The sequence below is a fragment of the Hydrogenophaga aromaticivorans genome (genome assembly GCF_013387465.1).
GTDB lineage: Bacteria > Pseudomonadota > Gammaproteobacteria > Burkholderiales > Burkholderiaceae_C > Hydrogenophaga > Hydrogenophaga aromaticivorans.
Window position 1 is genome coordinate 315,108 of sequence record NZ_VYGV01000016.1, and the last position, 16,090, is coordinate 331,197.

Sequence of the window (16,090 nt, forward strand, 5' to 3'; positions counted from 1 at the left end):
CGTAGTGGAATGACGGGTGACTTTGATGGTGTCCGATGCCAGGTTGATACACCGGGAAGCGCAGACAGTCAGCCGCCGATTTCAAACAACAAGCCCCGGACTGGGACGGAGTCACCTTGCTGCACATGGACATGGGTGACAACCCCGTCGTGCTCGGCGCACACCAGACTCTCCATCTTCATGGCTTCGATGGTGGCCAGGACATCGCCCCTGGACACGCGCTGGCCTTCGCGCACGGCCACGCGCGCCACCGCACCTGGCATGGGTGACCCCACATGGTGAGGGTTGTTCTCTTCGGCCACCCGGGTGGCCTTGCTCGTGACGACCGCGCCTGCCATCGGAATGCGGATAAGGCGAGGTTGACCGTTCAGTTCGAAGAACACACGGCATTGGCCCTCGGCGTCTGGTGGGGTGCTCCCCTCGACCTTCACGTGCAGCGTCTTGCCGGTGTCGATGGTGACCGCGATTTCCTCGCGCTCCTGTTGTCCATAGAAGAAGGCGGGCGTCGGAATACCCGAGACGTCACCGTAGTGGCTGCGGTGTTTCGAGAAGGCTTGGTACACCTTCGGGTACATCAGGCTGGACGCCAGGTCCTGGTCGCTGATCGCGTGACCCAGCTGTCGCGTCAGCTTTCCCCGTTCGGCTTCAAGGTCAACCGGGGGCAGTTGCGCGCCGGCTCGACCCGTCAGGGGTGGCTGGCCCTTGAGCACCTTGCGCTGCAAGGCCTCGGGAAAGCCATCCGCGGGGAATCCGAGCTCACCCTTGAACAGCGACACCACCGACTCCGGAAAGGCCAGCTCCTTGTTGGGGTCGGTGACGTCGGCGGGCGTCAGATCATTGGCCACCATGAACAGCGCCATGTCACCCACCACCTTGGAGGTGGGTGTTACCTTGACGATGTCGCCGAACAGCAGGTTGACCTGGGCATAGGTTTCGGCGATCTCGGGCCAGCGGGCCTCCAGTCCCAGGGAGCGGGCCTGTTCACGCAAGTTGGTGTACTGCCCGCCGGGCATTTCGTGTCGGTACACATCGGAGGTGCCGCAGCGGATGTCGCTCTCGAACGGGCTGTAGTAGCGGCGAACCCCTTCCCAGTAGTGCGACAGGTCGCGCAGCGCCTCCTGGCGCACGCCCGGATCGCGGGGGTGGCCTTCGAGTGCCGCCGCCAGACTGCCCAGGCTGGGCTGGGAGGTCAGGCCACTCATGGCGTCCAGGGCGCCGTCCACGATGTCACAGCCGGCATCGATGGCCGCCAGCACGCTCGCGCCGGACATCCCGCTGGTGTCGTGTGTGTGAAAGTGGATCGGCAGTCCGGTTTCGTCTTTCAGTGCGCGCACCAGGGCCGCCGCGGCACGGGGGCGGCACACGCCGGCCATGTCCTTGATGGCCAGCACATGCGCGCCGGCGCGCTGCAGCGCCTGGCCCATCTTCACGTAGTAGGCCAGGTTGTACTTGTCCCGCCGGGTATCCCACAGATCCCCCGTGTAGCAGATGGCGGCTTCACACAGGGCGCCGGACTCCTTCACCGCGTCGATGGCCACCCGCATGTTCTCGACCGAGTTCAGCGAGTCGAAGACCCGGAAGACGTCGATGCCGGCCTGGGCCGCCTGGGCCACGAAGAAGCGCACCACGTTGTCCGGATAGTTGGTGTAGCCCACCGCGTTCGAAGCGCGCAGCAGCATCTGCAGCAGCACGTTGGGCATGGCAGTGCGAAGTTGTGCCAGGCGCTGCCACGGGTCCTCGTTCAGGAACCGCATCGCCACATCGAAGGTGGCGCCACCCCAGCATTCGACCGAAAAGAGGTCCGGCAGCAGCCGGGCGTAGTGCGGTGCGATCGCCACCATGTCATGGGTGCGCATGCGGGTGGCCAGCAGCGACTGGTGGGCGTCGCGCATGGTGGTGTCGGTCAGCAGCACGCGTTGCTGTGCCTTGATCCACTGGGCAAATGTCTCCGGGCCGAGTTCGCGCAGCAGGTCCCGCGTGCCGGGCGGCGCCGGCTGGATCAGGTCGCACGCAGGTTTGACGGGCGTGGGCAAAGGCAGCGCTGGCAGCGTCCGCCCCTTCATTTCCGGGTGTCCGTTGACGCTGACCTCACCGAGAAATCGCAGGAGCTTGGTGGCCCGATCCCGCCGCTGTGCGACTTTGAGCAGTTCCGGACTCTGGTCGATGAAGCGGGTGGTGCACGTCCCGCTGACAAACTGCGGATGTGTGATGACGTTTTCCAGGAAGGCGAGGTTGGTGGCGACACCGCGGATGCGGAACTCCCGCAGGCAGCGCCCCATGCGCGAAATGGCGTCGTCGGAACTCATGCCCCAGGACGTGACCTTGACCAGCAGGCTGTCGTAGTAGGGCGTGATGACCGCGCCGGAGTAGGCGGTGCCGCTGTCCAGGCGCACACCAAAGCCACCGGTGGACCGGTAGTTCGAGAGTCGACCATAGTCGGGTGAAAAGTTCTTCTCGGGGTCTTCGGTGGTGACCCGGCACTGCAGTGCGTGGCCGTTCAGCCGGAGCGCCTCCTGCGGCGGCACGGCGGCACCAGGCACACCGATGGCCGCGCCTTGCGAGATGGTGATCTGTGCCCTGACCAGATCGATGCCGGTGACCTGTTCGGTCACGGTGTGCTCGACCTGGATGCGCGGATTGACTTCGATGAAATGGAAGGCGCCGGTGTCGGCATCCAGCAGGAACTCGACGGTGCCGGCGTGGGTGTAGTTCACGGCGCGGCCGAGTGTGAGTGCCGCTGCGCACAAGGCCTCGCGTTGTTCGTCGCTCAGATAGGGCGCCGGCGCCCGTTCAACGACCTTCTGGTTGCGCCGCTGGACCGTGCAGTCGCGTTCGAAGAGGTGCAGCAGGTGCCCGTGGGTATCGCCCAACAGTTGCACTTCCACGTGGCGCGCCCGCTCGACCAGCTTTTCCAGGTAGATCTCGTCGTTGCCGAATGCGGACCGGGCTTCGCTGCGGGCGATGGGCATCTGCTCCAGCAGATCGTCGCGGCTGCGGATGACGCGCATGCCGCGGCCACCGCCACCCCAGCTCGCCTTGAGCATGAGCGGGTAGCCGATGGCTTCGGCGAGCGCGATGGCCTGATCCGTGTCCAGCGGTAGCGGGGGTGTGGCCGGCATCACAGGCACGCCCACGGACTCGGCCAGATGGCGCGCGGCGACCTTGTTCCCCAGGGTGCGCATCACGGTGCTGGACGGCCCGATGAAGACCAACCCGGCCGCCGCGCAGGCGTCTGCAAAGTCGGGGTTCTCCGACAGGAAACCATAGCCGGGGTGGACCGCATCCACTTTGGCGAGTTTGGCCACCCGGATGATTTCGGCGATGTCCAGATACGCGGCGATGGGTTTCTGCCCCGCGCCAACCAGGTAGCTCTCATCGGCCTTGAAGCGGTGCAGGGCGAAGCGGTCTTCGTTGGAATAGACGGCCACGGTACGGATGCCGAGTTCGGTGGCCGCGCGCATGACGCGGATGGCAATTTCGCCACGGTTGGCGATCAGGATCGATTCGATGGTGGGCTGTTTCATGGTGTGTTGCGCGCTGTCTGCCGATACATCAGCAGGTGTGCTCAGGTGTCGCGGTCGTGTGGTGGTCGGTGGAGGTCGGGCCAGAGCTGTGCCACGACTTCCCGCTGCGCCGCATAGGCGTAGCAGCTGTCCACCTTGGCCCGGCGCTGTGCTTCGCCTGCCGGTGCATTGATGCTGGCCAAGCGCTGGGGCGCCAGTCCCTGGAAGGCGGTGGTGGCCATGGGGCCGAGCAGTTCGACGATGTGCGTGCAGGACTGTGCGCCGCCGAGGCGCTCTCGCACTTGCTTGCCCCAGCCCGCGCCGAGGCGAAGGCCCTGGAGTGGCGCCAAGGTGTTCACTGCGCCGCGGCAAACGCCGAAAGGGGTCGCTACCATCTCCGCCGATGCCTCGTGCACCAGCATGTCCTCGTCGATCACGAGGCGCACGAGGAGGTCGTGCACGGGCACGCCCGGTGGTGTGTCCTGGTGGGCAAGCTGTCGTCGGAATGGGTGGCTCTTGGTATCCACCAGACGTCCTTCGATCTCGAAAAGCCCGTCGGTGCGCCGGAAAAACCGCAGGTCGATCTGGCGGTGGTGGATCTCTTCCCGATCAGCAGGGTGGGTCATGGGTTCTCCGGGGCTGGCGTGTTCAGGTGCCAGGGCGAACCGGGGCCCAGGCAAAACTGTCCGGCCGGGCCACCGCCACAGCACCTGACGCGATCAGGGCCTCGCAGGCCTGAGGGCTCAGGCCCGCAGCTTGCAGCACCTCCAGGGTGTGCTCGCCGAGCTCGGCCGGGGGCAGGGTGACGATGCCGTCATCGCAGGCACCCAGCCGCGGAAACTCGGGCACCTCGAAATCCATGCCGCGCAAGGGCACCGTGCGCAGCTTGCCGGGCTGGTGCGCCTGCGGCGCCTCCAGCACACGTTCCAGCGGCAGCACTTCGGTACAGCCGACGCCTGCTGCCTTCAACCGGGATTCGACGTCGTCGAAACGGTGCTGGGCCACAGCGGCCTTCACGATCTCCTCCACCTCTTCGCGGCGCTTCTTGCGGTGGCGCAGCGCGGCCAGCGACGCATCTGTCGCCTGCGGCAGCTTCAGGGCTTCGCAGAACTTCAGCCAATGGGCGTCGTTCAGGATCAGCAGGTAGATCCAGCGTTCGTCGGCGGTGAGGTAGGCGCCGTAGCCCGGCATGCTGAACTCCCCATGCGGTTCGCGTTCGGGTCGGCCAAGCAACTGGGTCTTGAGCTGAACACCCACCAGGTCGCGCGATGCCACGTGCAGACCGGTTTCGTAGAGGCCGATCTCCACCTGCCGTTCGCCCGGGTCGGCCTCGGGCTGCAGCATCGACGCCAGGATGCCAATGACCGCATAGGCACCTGCGAACTGGTCGTGGTACGAGGGGCCGAGGCGGCTGGGTCGGCCGTTGACCCGGTTGGCTTCCATCACACCGGTGGCGGCTTCGGCCACCGGATTCGAGGCCAGGTCATCGGCCTGCGGGCCGGCCGCGTAACCGCGGATGTGGCAGTAGATCAGGTTCGGATTGACCGCGGCGCAGTCTTCGCGCGTGACCCCGAGCTTTTTCGCGGCCTTGGGCGCCAGGTTGTGCACCAGTGCGTCGGCGCTGGCGATCAGCTGGAGAAATGCGGCGCGGCCCTCGGGTCGGCCCAGGTCGATGCACACGCTCTTCTTGCCGTGGCTGTAGGCGATGAAGGTGCCGCTGGGGCCGCCGCGCACCAGGCTGCGTGTGGGGTCGCCGGCGGGCGGCTCCACCTTGATCACCTCGGCGCCGAGCTGGGCCAGGATGTGTGAGGCAAAGGGCGCTGCCAGCATGGTGCCCAGTTCAATGACGCGTCGTCCGGAGAGTGGAGGGTGGTGCATGGGATGCCCTTCATCGTTAAAAGAATGCATTGTATATCGGTAAAAACAGAAGATTTCCCTGTTTTTTCAGTGGAAACCCTAATTTTAATGACTTCTGCATTCCATACAATGCATTGTGCGTCGAGTGATCTTGGCGCATATCCCGAACATCCACAGGAGACACCAAGATGCACAGAAGAACTTTTCTCTCCAGCAGCGCTGCGGTCACATCGCTGGCCCTGCCGGGTTGGGTGCAAGCCCAGCAGGCTTCCCCGGGCATTGATCTGGCCAACAAGACGGTGACTGTGGGGGCGTTCACGCCCATTACGGGGCCGGTGCCGTTCTATACGATCCTCACGCACGCAGCCGAGGCCTGCTTCAAGTGGGCCAACGAGACCAACGCCCTGAACGGCTGGAAGATCAACTATGTGACCTACGACGACGGCTATGAGCCGGCGCGCAGCGTCGCGGTCACGCGTCGCCTGGTGGAGGAGAACAAGGTCTTTGCCTTAGCGGCTCCGGTGGGGACTGCGCAGTCGGTGGCGGTGATCCCCTACGCCAAGGAAGTGGGGCTGCCCATGATTGGTCCGATCGGTGGCGCCACAGCGTTGTTCGCCGAGAGGCTGGTGTTTCCGCTGTTGCCGGATTACGGGTGGTCGGCTGCCTCCAACTTGGACTATGCCCTGAATGGACTGAACGCCAGCCGCGTCGCCCTGCTGTGGGAGAACGATGAGTTGGGGCGCTCGGCCAAACGAGGTTTCGATCTGCACATGAGCACGCTCAAGAAAGAGGCGGCCGAATCGATCCCCTTCGAAGTGCGCAACACCGACTTCACGCCGCATGTGCGGCGACTGGCCAACACCAAGGCTGAAGTGGTGATCCTCTTCGGCTCCAACGCCAACCTGGCGGCGGCGCAGAAGGCTGCCGACCGCATCGGTTTCCAGACCAAGTGGATGGCGCCTTTCTTCACGGCCGATCCGACGACGCGCAAACTGGCGGGTGACCTGCTGAATGGCACCTTTTTCTCCTCGTGGCTGATGCCGGTCGGTGCCGACGATCCGGACATCAAGGCCTACCGCGACAACGTGGCCAAGCACTTCCCGAACGATCCCATCGGCGTGTTCGGCCTGAACGGCTGGAGCAATGGCGCGCTGTTCGTCAAGGGTTTTCAGATGTTGTTGGCCAGTGGCAAGCCGCTGACCCGCGCCAACCTGGTGGACGTGATGGAAACCATGAGCAACGCCACGGTCGGTGGTGCACGCAATGTCACCTTCAAGGCGGGCGACCACCGCGGCGCGCGCCAGGAGGGAATCATCCAGGCGGCGCCAGATGGCAGTTTCAAGCTGGTGCGCGACTTCCGTCCGTTCCCAGCCGATGTGTTCGACGCCAAGATTTCCTGAGGAGCCGAGTGTGACAACTGCCTATGACGACTGGGTTGGCCGGGAAGAGGAACGAACGGAGCGGGTGCTCGCGCCGTCGGTTCAAGCCTTGGCCGCGGCCCTGGATCTTGAAGACGCGCCGGGCCCCGGGAAGCCCCTGCCACCGGGCTGGCAGTGGTTGTTTTTCAACCCGGTCGTGCGCCGCAGCGGACTGGGCGGTGATGGCCACCCCCTGCGCGGTGGATTCCTGCCGCCGATCGAGTTGCCGCGCCGCATGTGGGCCGGCAGCCGGGTGCGCTACCTGGCCGATGTCCCTGTCGACGCCACGGCGACGCGGCGCAGCCTGATCCTGAAAGTGGAGAACAAGGTCGGCAAACGAGGCTCGTTGTGGTTCGTCACGGTAGAGCACGTGATCAGCTGCGAGGGCAAGCCTTGCATCGCCGAGGAACAGGACATCGTCTACCGGGATGCGACGCCCCCGGGGGCTTCGCCCGTTGCGGCACCAGAACCGTACGACGGGCAGGCGAAATGGAGCCAGGAGTTCCGGCCCGACACGACGTTGCTGTTCCGCTATTCGGCCCTGACCTTCAACGGGCACCGCATCCACTACGACCAGGCTTACGCGCGTGAAGAAGAAGGCTATCCCGACCTCGTGGTTCATGGGCCGTTGACGGCCACGCTGCTGCAGCAGTTTGCGGTGGCGCACGGCGGCGCTCGCCGGCTGGCGAGCTTCGATTTCCGAGGTGTCAGTCCCCTGTTCGTCGGTCGTCCCTTTCGCCTGGAGGGCCGTGACGCGGAGAGCGGCGCCATGTCCCTGTGGGCCCGGGGCCCGGACGGCGAGCTGGCCATGTCCGCCACGGCCACTTTCCGCTGACGATGCAAGCACGGGACCGGTGTCCCGAGAACCCAACCCACACAAGGAGCACCAAAAACATGGCACAACATATGAGCGGACCGGCCAGCCTGGAAGGCCAGGTCGCGCTGATCACCGGCGGCGCCGGCGGCATGGGCCGCGCCATCAGCGCGGCGTTCAAGGCCGCAGGCGCCACGGTGGTGGCAACGGACCGCGCGGACAAGGAAGACCTCGGTCCGGGCATCGAATACCTGCGTTACGACGTGACTTCGCGCAGCGACACCGACCGGGTGATCGATGCGGTGATTGCCCGACACCAGAAAGTCGACATCCTGGTGCTGTGCGCCGGCACCATCGCCCGGACACCCCTCGCAGAGAGCACCGATGAGGAGTGGCAGTCCATCCTCAACGTGAACGTGATGGGCGTGGTGAACCCGGCCCGCAAGCTGTTTCCGCTGATGTGCGAGCGTGGTTTCGGCAAGATCCTGGCCGCAGGCTCGATCGCCGCCAAGAACGGTGGCGTAGCGTCCGGTCCGGCTTATGTGGCCTCCAAATCGGCCGTTCACGGAATGATGCGCTGGATTGCCAAGGCCGGCGCCCCACATGGCGTCTACGCCAACACCCTGGCCCCCGGTCCGGTGGAAACCGCCATGTGGGCCAACGTCACGGGCAACGCGGCGCCATCCGCCCATGCGTCGGTGCCGCTGGGTCGCTGGGGGAATGCAGATGACATCGCGCAAGCCGCCCTGTTCCTGTGCTCGCCCGCTTCCAACTGGATCACAGGCACATCGCTGGACATCAGCGGCGGCATGTGGATGGACTGACACCAAGGGGCTTCAAGATGGCAACAGATGCAGTGATCGGTTTTGTCGGGCTCGGCGTGATGGGTGGGGCGATGTGCCGCAACGTCGCGATGAAGCACGCGGGCGATGTCCTCGCCTTCGACACCAACCCGGGGGCGTTCGAGGTGCTCGACGGAACCAAGGCCCGCCGCGTGGGAACGCTGGCCGAGCTGGCCGCGCAGGCCGACGTGGTGTTTCTGTCGCTGCCGGGCGGACCAGCCGTGGAGCAGGTCTGCCTGGGAAGCAGCGGATTGACCAGTGGGGCGAGGCGACCACAGGTGATCGTCGACCTGAGCACGACCACCGTGGCCGTGGCGCGCAGCGTGGCCGAACGGCTCGCGGCCCTGGGTGTGGCGTTCGCCGATGCCCCGGTGGCGCGCACACGGGAAGCGGCGCAACGCGGCGAACTCAGCATCATGGTGGGGGCGGACGCGGAGCTGTTCGCACGCATTGAGCCGTGGCTGCGCTACATGGGGTCGGACGTGACGCATTGCGGCGTCACCGGCTGCGGCCAGGTGGTGAAGCTGATCAACAACGCACTGGTGTTCGAGAACACCCTCGCCCTGGCCGAGATGATGGTGCTGGGCGAGCGTTCCGGCGTACAACCCGCGACGCTGCTGGATGCCGTGTCCAAGGGTTCGGGCGACAGCTTCGCGCTGCGCAACCACGGGCGAAAGTCCATGCTGCCGCGGGAGTACCCGGCGAAGTCCTTTCCTCCGGAGTACGTGCTCAAGGACATTGGCTACGTGCTGGAACTGGCCGAACAGACCGGTGTGAGGACGCGCGTCACCGAACTGGCGCAGCGCTACTACGCGGCGACGGCTGAAAACGGCTGGAGTGGTCGCTACTACCCCGCGGTGATCGAGGTCATTGACCGCAACATCGCCCTGGCACCCGCCACGGGCACCACCAAGGACTGATGCCGTGGACGATTTATTGGGCCTGCTCTGGGCCGGGATGGTGAGCGGTTGTCTCTATGCGATGGGGGCGATCGGCATCGTCCTGATCTACAAGAGTTCCATGGTGGTGAACTTCGCCCATGGCAACCTGGCCGGTCTTTCGGCCTTCCTGGTGTTCGGTTTCACCGCCGGCATTTTTGCGAACATGGCCTGGGGGCTGGCGGTGCTGCTCACGCTGGTGATCATGGTGGCTGTCATGGCCGGCTGCTACTTTCTGATCGCGCCGCTGGTGTTCAAGTCGGACCTGACCAGCACGATCGCCACGCTGGGCATCGGCTTGGTCGCACAGGGCGCGACGCAGCTGCTGTTTGGCTCCAACGTCGTGTCGATGGACCTGCCGCTGCCCGACTGGCGCGGGCAGCTCGGCCCGGTGCGCATCTCGACCTATGACCTGGCGGTGCTGGGCGTGACGCTGATCGTGATCGGACTGTTGTACCTTCTGATCGAGCGCACCCGAATCGGGATCGCTTTCCGGGCGGTGTCGGCGAATCCCTTCGCCAGCCGCGTGTGCGGGCTGAACCTGCGCCAAGTGCACCTGTTCTCCTGGGTGGTGGCCGGCCTGCTGGGGCTGGTGGCCTCGCTGCTGATCGTGCCCACGACGTTCCTGTCCTCCACCAGCGTCTCGTCTTTCATGCTCCAGGCCTTCGCCGCTGCGGTGGTGGGTGGGTTCAGCAGCCTGCCGGGCGCTGTGCTGGGTGGGATCTTTGTGGGCATCCTGATGAATCTGCTGTCCTTCTACATCGCGGCGGAGTTCAGCAACACCTACCTGTTGCTCACCATGCTGCTGGTGCTGAACGTCTTTCCCAAAGGGGTTCTGTCTGTGCGAGGAGGTACCCGTGTCTGATGCATTGATGGTTCAAGGGGCCGTGGCCGACCATGCGCCTGCTGCCGGCGTGACCGGTGGCGCTGGCGGCCACCGCCTGACGATGCGGATCGGCGTTGCCGTCGGTTTGCTGTTCCTGTTGCTGCTGCCGCTGGTGGCGGGTGGCTACTGGACGTTCACACTGGGGCTGTGTTTCGCCAACGCGATCGCGATCATTTCTGTGAGCTTCCTGGTGCGCTACGGCGGCGAGGTGTCGATCGGGCACGGCGTGTTCGTCGCAGCAGGCGCATACACAGTGGCCTTGATGGAGAAGTACTTCGGACTGTCGCTGCTCTTCAGCCTGCCGGTGGCCGCGGTGGTTGGCGCGGCGATGGGACTGGTGTTTGCCTATCCCTCGCGCAACCTGTTCGGTATCGGTCTGTCGGTAACAACGATGGCGCTGGCGCTGGCGCTGCCCGAAGTGTTGTTGCACTTCTCTTCGGTGACCGGCGGTTACGAAGGACTGTATGTGAAGCTCGATGCCTTGCCGGTCATGGGCAAGTCGCTGCAGCGCTACTACCTGCCGCTCATGGGGTTGTTCCTCGTGGTGGCCCTGTTGTGGCGCTTCCGGCGCTCGCGTCAGGCCACGGCCCTGCTGCTGATCCGCACCTCCGCGCACGCGGCGGAGTCCTTCGGTGTGCGCCGCAGCTGGGCCCGCCTGTCCTGTGTGGCCTTGAGCGCCGGCATTGCGGCGATCGCCGGTGCGCTGCTCTCGTTCAGTTCGTCGACTGTTTCGCCCAACAGCTTCACGCTCTGGACATCCATCTTCCTGCTCGTGGGATCGGTGGTGAGCCTGTATTCCCTGTCGGTCGTGGGCAGCATCGTAGGTGGCCTGTTCCTGACGCTGATGCCCCTGCTGCTGGCTGGCGCGGGTGACTGGGTGCCCATCCTCTACGGCGGTGCGCTGCTGGGTGTCGTGCTGGGGGTCAACGCGCTGCCGGCGGGGCTTCGTGCCCGCCTCGAAGGAGGCCGCGCGTGAACACCACAACGGTCATGGAAGCGGTGCCTCTGGTGGTCGAGAACCTCGCGCTCTCGTTCGGCGGCAACCAGGTGCTGCACAACATCGCGATGCACCTGGCGCCGGGAGAAATCACCGGGCTGATCGGTCCCAACGGTGCCGGAAAGACCAGTTTCTTCAACTGCCTCACCGGCCTGTATTCGCCGCAGCAGGGCAGCATCCGGCTCGGTCAGGTGCAGCTCAAGGGCATGGCGCCCACCGAACGGGCCGCACTCGGGTTCTCGCGCAGTTTCCAGCATGTCGCCTTGTGCCCCGAACTCAGCGTGGTCGAGAACGTGATGATCGGGCTGGACCGTCAGTCTTCTGCGGGCTGGCTGGACGCGTTCCTGCCATTGGCGCGCGGCCGGGCCGAGCGCCAGCACAACCGCGATCTGGCGCTCGCGGCGCTGAGCCGGCTGGGCATCGCCCAGGCGGCCGACGAGTCGCCCTCACAACTGCCGCCGGGCATGCTGCGGCTGGCCGAAATCGCTCGCGCCATTGCGGGGTCGCCGCGTGTGCTGCTGCTGGACGAACCCGCAGCGGGCCTGAACTCGGTGGAGACGCGTGACCTGTCGAACGCACTCAAAAAGCTGCGTACGCCGCAGATGGTGCTGGTGGTGGTGGAGCATGACATGGACCTGATCATGGAAGTGTGCGACACCATCCACGTGCTCAACGTCGGGCGACTGTTGGCCTCGGGAGACCCCGAGCAGATTCGGTCCAACCCGGAAGTGGTCCGCGTGTATCTCGGAGACGACGATGAGTGATACGACTTCAGACCTGCTGCAGGTGGATGGCCTGACCGTGCGCTATGGCGCCGGCCCCGTGGTGCACGGGGTTTCGATGGGGGTGGCCAGTGGGACGGTCGCGGCGCTGCTGGGTGCCAACGGTGCCGGCAAGTCCAGCACCCTGCGGGCGATAGCCGGGCTGGAGCCGTCGCAAGGGCGGGTGCGCTTCGACGGGCAGGATGTGAGCCGGTTGTCCTGCGCGCAGCGGTTCCGCGCGGGCATCGTTTACGTGCCCGAAGGGCGTGCGATCGTCACCGATCTGTCGGTTGCCGAGAACCTCACGCTGGGCTCGTATTTCGTCGATGCCCGCACACGGGTGCGGCGCCAGCAGATGGTGCTCGAGTTCTTCCCGGAGATCGCGACCCGCTTGAAGTCGCCGGCGGGTCTGCTCAGTGGCGGTGAACAGCAGATGCTGGCCATCGGCCGCGGATTGATGTCCGGTCCCCGGTTGCTGCTGCTGGATGAGCCCTCGCTGGGACTTGCCCCTTTGCTCGTTGCTCGGGTGTACGAACGGCTGGCCCTGATCCAGCAGGAGCAGAAGCTGACGGCGCTGCTGGTGGAACAGAGCTTCCACGCGGCGGCCAAGCTGGCGGCGCGTGCCTGGGTGATGCGCCATGGCCACATCGTGGGCGAGCTGGATGCCCATGCCCTGCGCAGCCGCGAGGGACGCCAGCAGGCCATCGATGCCTATCTGGGGGCGCGGCAGGACGCCGCGCCCACCGCCCATGCTTGAAACGGGAGCTGTCATGAAACAGAAATTGCAGGGGCGGGTGATCGCCAGCGGGTTGCAATTTCCCGAGGGGCCGGTGGCGCTGCCGGATGGCAGTGTGCTGGTGGTCGAGATCGCCGCTGGGCGCCTGACGCGGGTCTTGCCGGATGGGACGCAGCGTGTTGTTGCCGAGGTGGGTGGCGGTCCGAACGGCGCGGCCCTGGGGCCGGACGGCCATTGCTACATCTGCAACAACGGCGGTTTCAGCTGGCGCACCGACGGCGGCTTCATGCGACCCACCGGTCCGGCCGCGGACTACCGTGGCGGTGCGATCCAGCGCGTGAACCTCGACAGCGGCCTTGTTGAAACCCTGTACACCCATTGCGACGGCGTGCCCCTGCATGGTCCGAACGATTTGGTGTTCGACGGCCAGGGCGGCTTCTGGTTCACCGACTTTGGCAAGACCTTCGAGGACCGCATGATGCGCGGCGCGGTGTATTACGCCACCACGGATGGCCGTTTCATCCGCCGCGCCGCCCACCCCGTGCTGACGCCGAACGGCGTCGGACTGTCACCCGATGGCGGCACGCTGTATGTGACGGAAACGGAAACCAGCCGGCTGTGGTCCTTTCCTGTCATCGGACGTGGCGAACTCGGGCACGAAGCCTGGCCGTCGCCCAACGGTGGGCGCCTGGTGCATGGCCTGCCCGGTTTCCAGCGCTTCGATTCGCTGGCGCTGGAGGAGGGCGGCAACATCTGTGTGGCCACGCTGGTGCGCGGCGGCATCAGTGTGTTTTCCCCGGTGGGCGAGCTGCTGGAGTTCCACGATGCGCCCGAAGGCTACTGCACCAACATCTGTTTCGGTGGGCCCGACCGGCGCACCGCCTTCATCACCCTCTCCGGTTATGGCCAGCTGTTTGAGGCCGTCTGGCCGCGAGCCGGTCTACCGCTTTCCGCCTGACCCCCTCCGGCAACCACCCCTGAAAGGACGCATCCATGAAGCCATCGAAACTCCACAACCGGCGCACCACCTTGCGCGCCGGCTGTGCGCTGGTCGCCTCGACGCTGTTGGCGTGGGCACTCCCTGCGGCCGCGCAGACGACCTGGCCTGAGCGACCGATCCGCATCATCGTGCCGTATGCCGCGGGGCAGGGCGCCGACGTGCTGACGCGCCTGCTCACGCAGGAGCTGGCCAAGACGCTGAACCAGCCGTTTGTGGTGGAAAACCGTGCCGGTGCGGGCGCCAACATCGGAACCGCAGTCGCCGCCAAATCCGCGCCAGATGGCTACACCTTCCTGCTCGGAACGAACGCCACCCACGCGGCCAACGAATTCCTCTACAGCAACCTCGGGTTCAGTCCCTCCGCCGACTTCGAAGGCGTGGCCATGATCGGCCTGCTGCCGATGGTGATCAGCACGTCGTCACCCGATTTCCCCACCAATGGCATCCCCGAACTCATTGCACGCGCCCGTGCGAACCCGAAGACCCTCAATGTCGGACTGCCTAGCACCACCGCCAGCGTGGTGCTGGCGCAGTTCGAGAAGGTGGCACAAGCGCCGTTGTTCGGGGTGAAGTACAAATCCTCCGCCCAGTCGATGACCGATGTGCTCGGTGGGCAGATCCCCCTGACCATCGACACGGTCACCGCCGCGCGGGCACACATCGCTTCCGGAAAACTTCGTGCATTGGGCATCACATCACTCAAAGCCAGCGAGATGCTGCCTGGCGTCAAGTCTGTGGCCGAGCAAGGCGTGTCCGGGTTTGACGTCGTGGCCTGGGACGCCCTGTTTGCGCCCCGTGGCACACCACGCGACGTCGTGCAAAAGCTGAGCGAGCACATACAGCGTGCGCTGCAACAGCCCGAGACCCGGCGCAAGATGCAGGAGATCGGGATAGAGCCTCTTTACATGGGGGCGAGCCAGCTCGACGCGTTCGTGAAGGACGAGCGCCTCAAGTGGGGCGGCATCATCAAGGCGGCCGATATCCGCATCGATTGATCGACGTCTGACGTGCAAAGTCAGGCCTTTGGCATTGACTTTTTTCTCAAAAGAATGCATTATGCATTCAACATCAAATTTTCAACGACCGGAGCTACACACATGAATGCCATCGCAATCCCCCAGCAGAACGAAGTCGGCAATGCGCCCGCTGAAGGCCTCATCACCGATCAGGCCATCGCCGACGCCAGAGCGATGATCGGCTTGCACCTGCGCCCGGAAGGACCGTATCTGCAGGACGCCACCGCGGACACCCTGCGCAACTGGTGCAATGGCATTGGTGACCTGAATCCGCTGTACCGCGACATCGGGTATGGCGCAGCATCGCGCTACGGCACGATGCTGGCCCATCCCATGTTCCCCATGGCTTTCGGCTGGCTGGGTCGTACCCGCTGGGGTCTGCCTGGCGTGCACGGCTTCTATGCCGGCAACGACTGGGAGCTGATGCGCCATGTGCGCCCGGGTGATCGCATCACCCCGATCGAGCGCGTGGTCGGTGTCGAAGAGAAGGAAAGCAAGTTCTCTGGCCGCCTGGTGCTTCAGTACGTGGAAGCGTGCTACTACAACCAGCGCAGCGAGCTGGTGGCCCGAGCGCTGGGCACCTGTACCCGCCACGAGCGCAAGGCTGCGCGAGACACCGGCAAGTACAAAGAAATCGAGCAGTACGAGTACAGCAACGAAGAACACGACCGCATCGATCAGATCGTTCTGGACGAACCCAAGAACATCCGTGGTGCCGCCGTTCGTTACTGGGAGGAAGTGGAGGTGGGTGAAGAGCTCCCGACCATCGCCCGTGGTCCGCTGTCCTTGATGGACACCATGGGGTTCCTGGTGGGCTGCGGTCGGGGCCATACCCACGGTGTGGTGTTGCAGGCTGCGGTGAAGCATCCGGGTCACTTCTTCCGCAATCCGGAAGCGGGCGGTGGGGTGGAGTACACCGGCATCGGTCACCACCGCGAGTCGGTGGCCAAAGAGGTTGGCGTGCCGGGCACCTACGACTACGGTCCGCAGCGTTCCTCCTGGATGTGCACGCTCATCACCAACTGGATGGGTGATGCCGGTGTCATCAAGCGGGTGCGCACGGAGATGCGCCGTTTCAACATCGTCGGCGACACAACGTTCTGCAAGGGCAAAGTCGTGCGCAAGTATGTGAAGAACAACGTGCCGCTGGTGGACATTGAAATTGCCGCGGAGAACCAGCGCGGTGAAGTGACCACCCCGGGGCTGGCCACGGTGGCGCTGCCCTCGCGCGACGTCAAGTTGCCAGCGTTCATCGACGGCTCCGCCATGGACCTTGAGTTGCCCGTCGTCCGTTGAACGGCGCCGAGCGGAACAACCAGCGA

Annotated in this window: 14 protein-coding genes; 11 read left to right on the plus strand and 3 right to left on the minus strand. The window is 65.2% G+C overall.

Annotated features, from left to right (window positions below; translation table 11 throughout):
* Positions 1 to 68: 68 nt before the first annotated feature.
* From F3K02_RS18635 to F3K02_RS18645, 3 genes are read right to left on the minus strand one after another with little or no spacing between them, the layout of a single operon-like run.
* Positions 69 to 3,524, minus strand: a complete 3,456-nt coding sequence (locus F3K02_RS18635; RefSeq protein ID WP_177137117.1) for a pyruvate carboxylase — start codon at positions 3,522 to 3,524, stop codon at positions 69 to 71.
* Positions 3,525 to 3,565: 41 nt separating this feature from the next.
* Entirely contained in the window at positions 3,566 to 4,129 is a 564-nt protein-coding gene (locus tag F3K02_RS18640) for a DUF2889 domain-containing protein (protein WP_177137118.1), read from the minus strand.
* Between the two features lie 22 nt (positions 4,130 to 4,151).
* Entirely contained in the window at positions 4,152 to 5,381 is a 1,230-nt protein-coding gene (locus tag F3K02_RS18645) for a CaiB/BaiF CoA transferase family protein (RefSeq protein WP_177137119.1), read from the minus strand.
* Positions 5,382 to 5,548: 167 nt separating this feature from the next.
* On the opposite strand from F3K02_RS18645, the gene F3K02_RS18650 reads away from it, so the two are divergent.
* The 11 genes from F3K02_RS18650 to F3K02_RS18700 all read left to right on the plus strand — a co-directional run bounded on the left by F3K02_RS18650 (position 5,549) and on the right by F3K02_RS18700 (position 16,064).
* Positions 5,549 to 6,760, plus strand: a complete 1,212-nt coding sequence (locus tag F3K02_RS18650; RefSeq protein ID WP_177137120.1) for an ABC transporter substrate-binding protein — start codon at positions 5,549 to 5,551, stop codon at positions 6,758 to 6,760.
* A 10-nt stretch (positions 6,761 to 6,770) separates the two neighbouring features.
* Positions 6,771 to 7,613: an HTD2 family dehydratase gene (locus F3K02_RS18655; RefSeq protein WP_343067107.1), complete on the plus strand. Its 843-nt coding sequence runs from the start codon at positions 6,771 to 6,773 to the stop codon at positions 7,611 to 7,613.
* Positions 7,614 to 7,672: 59 nt separating this feature from the next.
* On the plus strand, positions 7,673 to 8,416 hold the full coding sequence (locus tag F3K02_RS18660; RefSeq protein ID WP_177137122.1) for an SDR family NAD(P)-dependent oxidoreductase: 744 nt from the start codon (positions 7,673 to 7,675) through the stop codon (positions 8,414 to 8,416).
* 17 nt (positions 8,417 to 8,433) lie between these two features.
* Complete coding sequence (locus F3K02_RS18665; RefSeq protein WP_177137123.1) at positions 8,434 to 9,354, plus strand: NAD(P)-dependent oxidoreductase; 921 nt, start codon at positions 8,434 to 8,436, stop codon at positions 9,352 to 9,354.
* A gap of 4 nt (positions 9,355 to 9,358) precedes the next feature.
* Positions 9,359 to 10,237 (plus strand): ABC transporter permease subunit, encoded by an 879-nt coding sequence (locus F3K02_RS18670; protein ID WP_177137124.1) that lies wholly within the window; start codon positions 9,359 to 9,361, stop codon positions 10,235 to 10,237.
* Entirely contained in the window at positions 10,230 to 11,234 is a 1,005-nt protein-coding gene (locus F3K02_RS18675; RefSeq protein WP_343067108.1) for a branched-chain amino acid ABC transporter permease, read from the plus strand. Before F3K02_RS18670 ends, F3K02_RS18675 begins: the two co-directional genes overlap by 8 nt.
* Positions 11,231 to 12,019 carry an ABC transporter ATP-binding protein gene (locus F3K02_RS18680; RefSeq protein WP_343067109.1) on the plus strand — a complete coding sequence of 263 codons (789 nt, stop codon included), beginning with the start codon at positions 11,231 to 11,233 and terminating at the stop codon, positions 12,017 to 12,019. Before F3K02_RS18675 ends, F3K02_RS18680 begins: the two co-directional genes overlap by 4 nt.
* Positions 12,012 to 12,773 carry an ABC transporter ATP-binding protein gene (locus F3K02_RS18685; RefSeq protein ID WP_177137125.1) on the plus strand — a complete coding sequence of 254 codons (762 nt, stop codon included), beginning with the start codon at positions 12,012 to 12,014 and terminating at the stop codon, positions 12,771 to 12,773. The genes F3K02_RS18680 and F3K02_RS18685 overlap by 8 nt, the downstream gene beginning before the upstream one ends.
* 13 nt (positions 12,774 to 12,786) lie before the next feature.
* Positions 12,787 to 13,710, plus strand: a complete 924-nt coding sequence (locus F3K02_RS18690) for an SMP-30/gluconolactonase/LRE family protein (protein WP_177137126.1) — start codon at positions 12,787 to 12,789, stop codon at positions 13,708 to 13,710.
* A gap of 35 nt (positions 13,711 to 13,745) precedes the next feature.
* Complete coding sequence (locus F3K02_RS18695; RefSeq protein ID WP_177137127.1) at positions 13,746 to 14,747, plus strand: Bug family tripartite tricarboxylate transporter substrate binding protein; 1,002 nt, start codon at positions 13,746 to 13,748, stop codon at positions 14,745 to 14,747.
* A 102-nt stretch (positions 14,748 to 14,849) separates the two neighbouring features.
* Positions 14,850 to 16,064, plus strand: a complete 1,215-nt coding sequence (locus F3K02_RS18700; RefSeq protein WP_177137128.1) for an FAS1-like dehydratase domain-containing protein — start codon at positions 14,850 to 14,852, stop codon at positions 16,062 to 16,064.
* Positions 16,065 to 16,090: the final 26 nt, after the last annotated feature.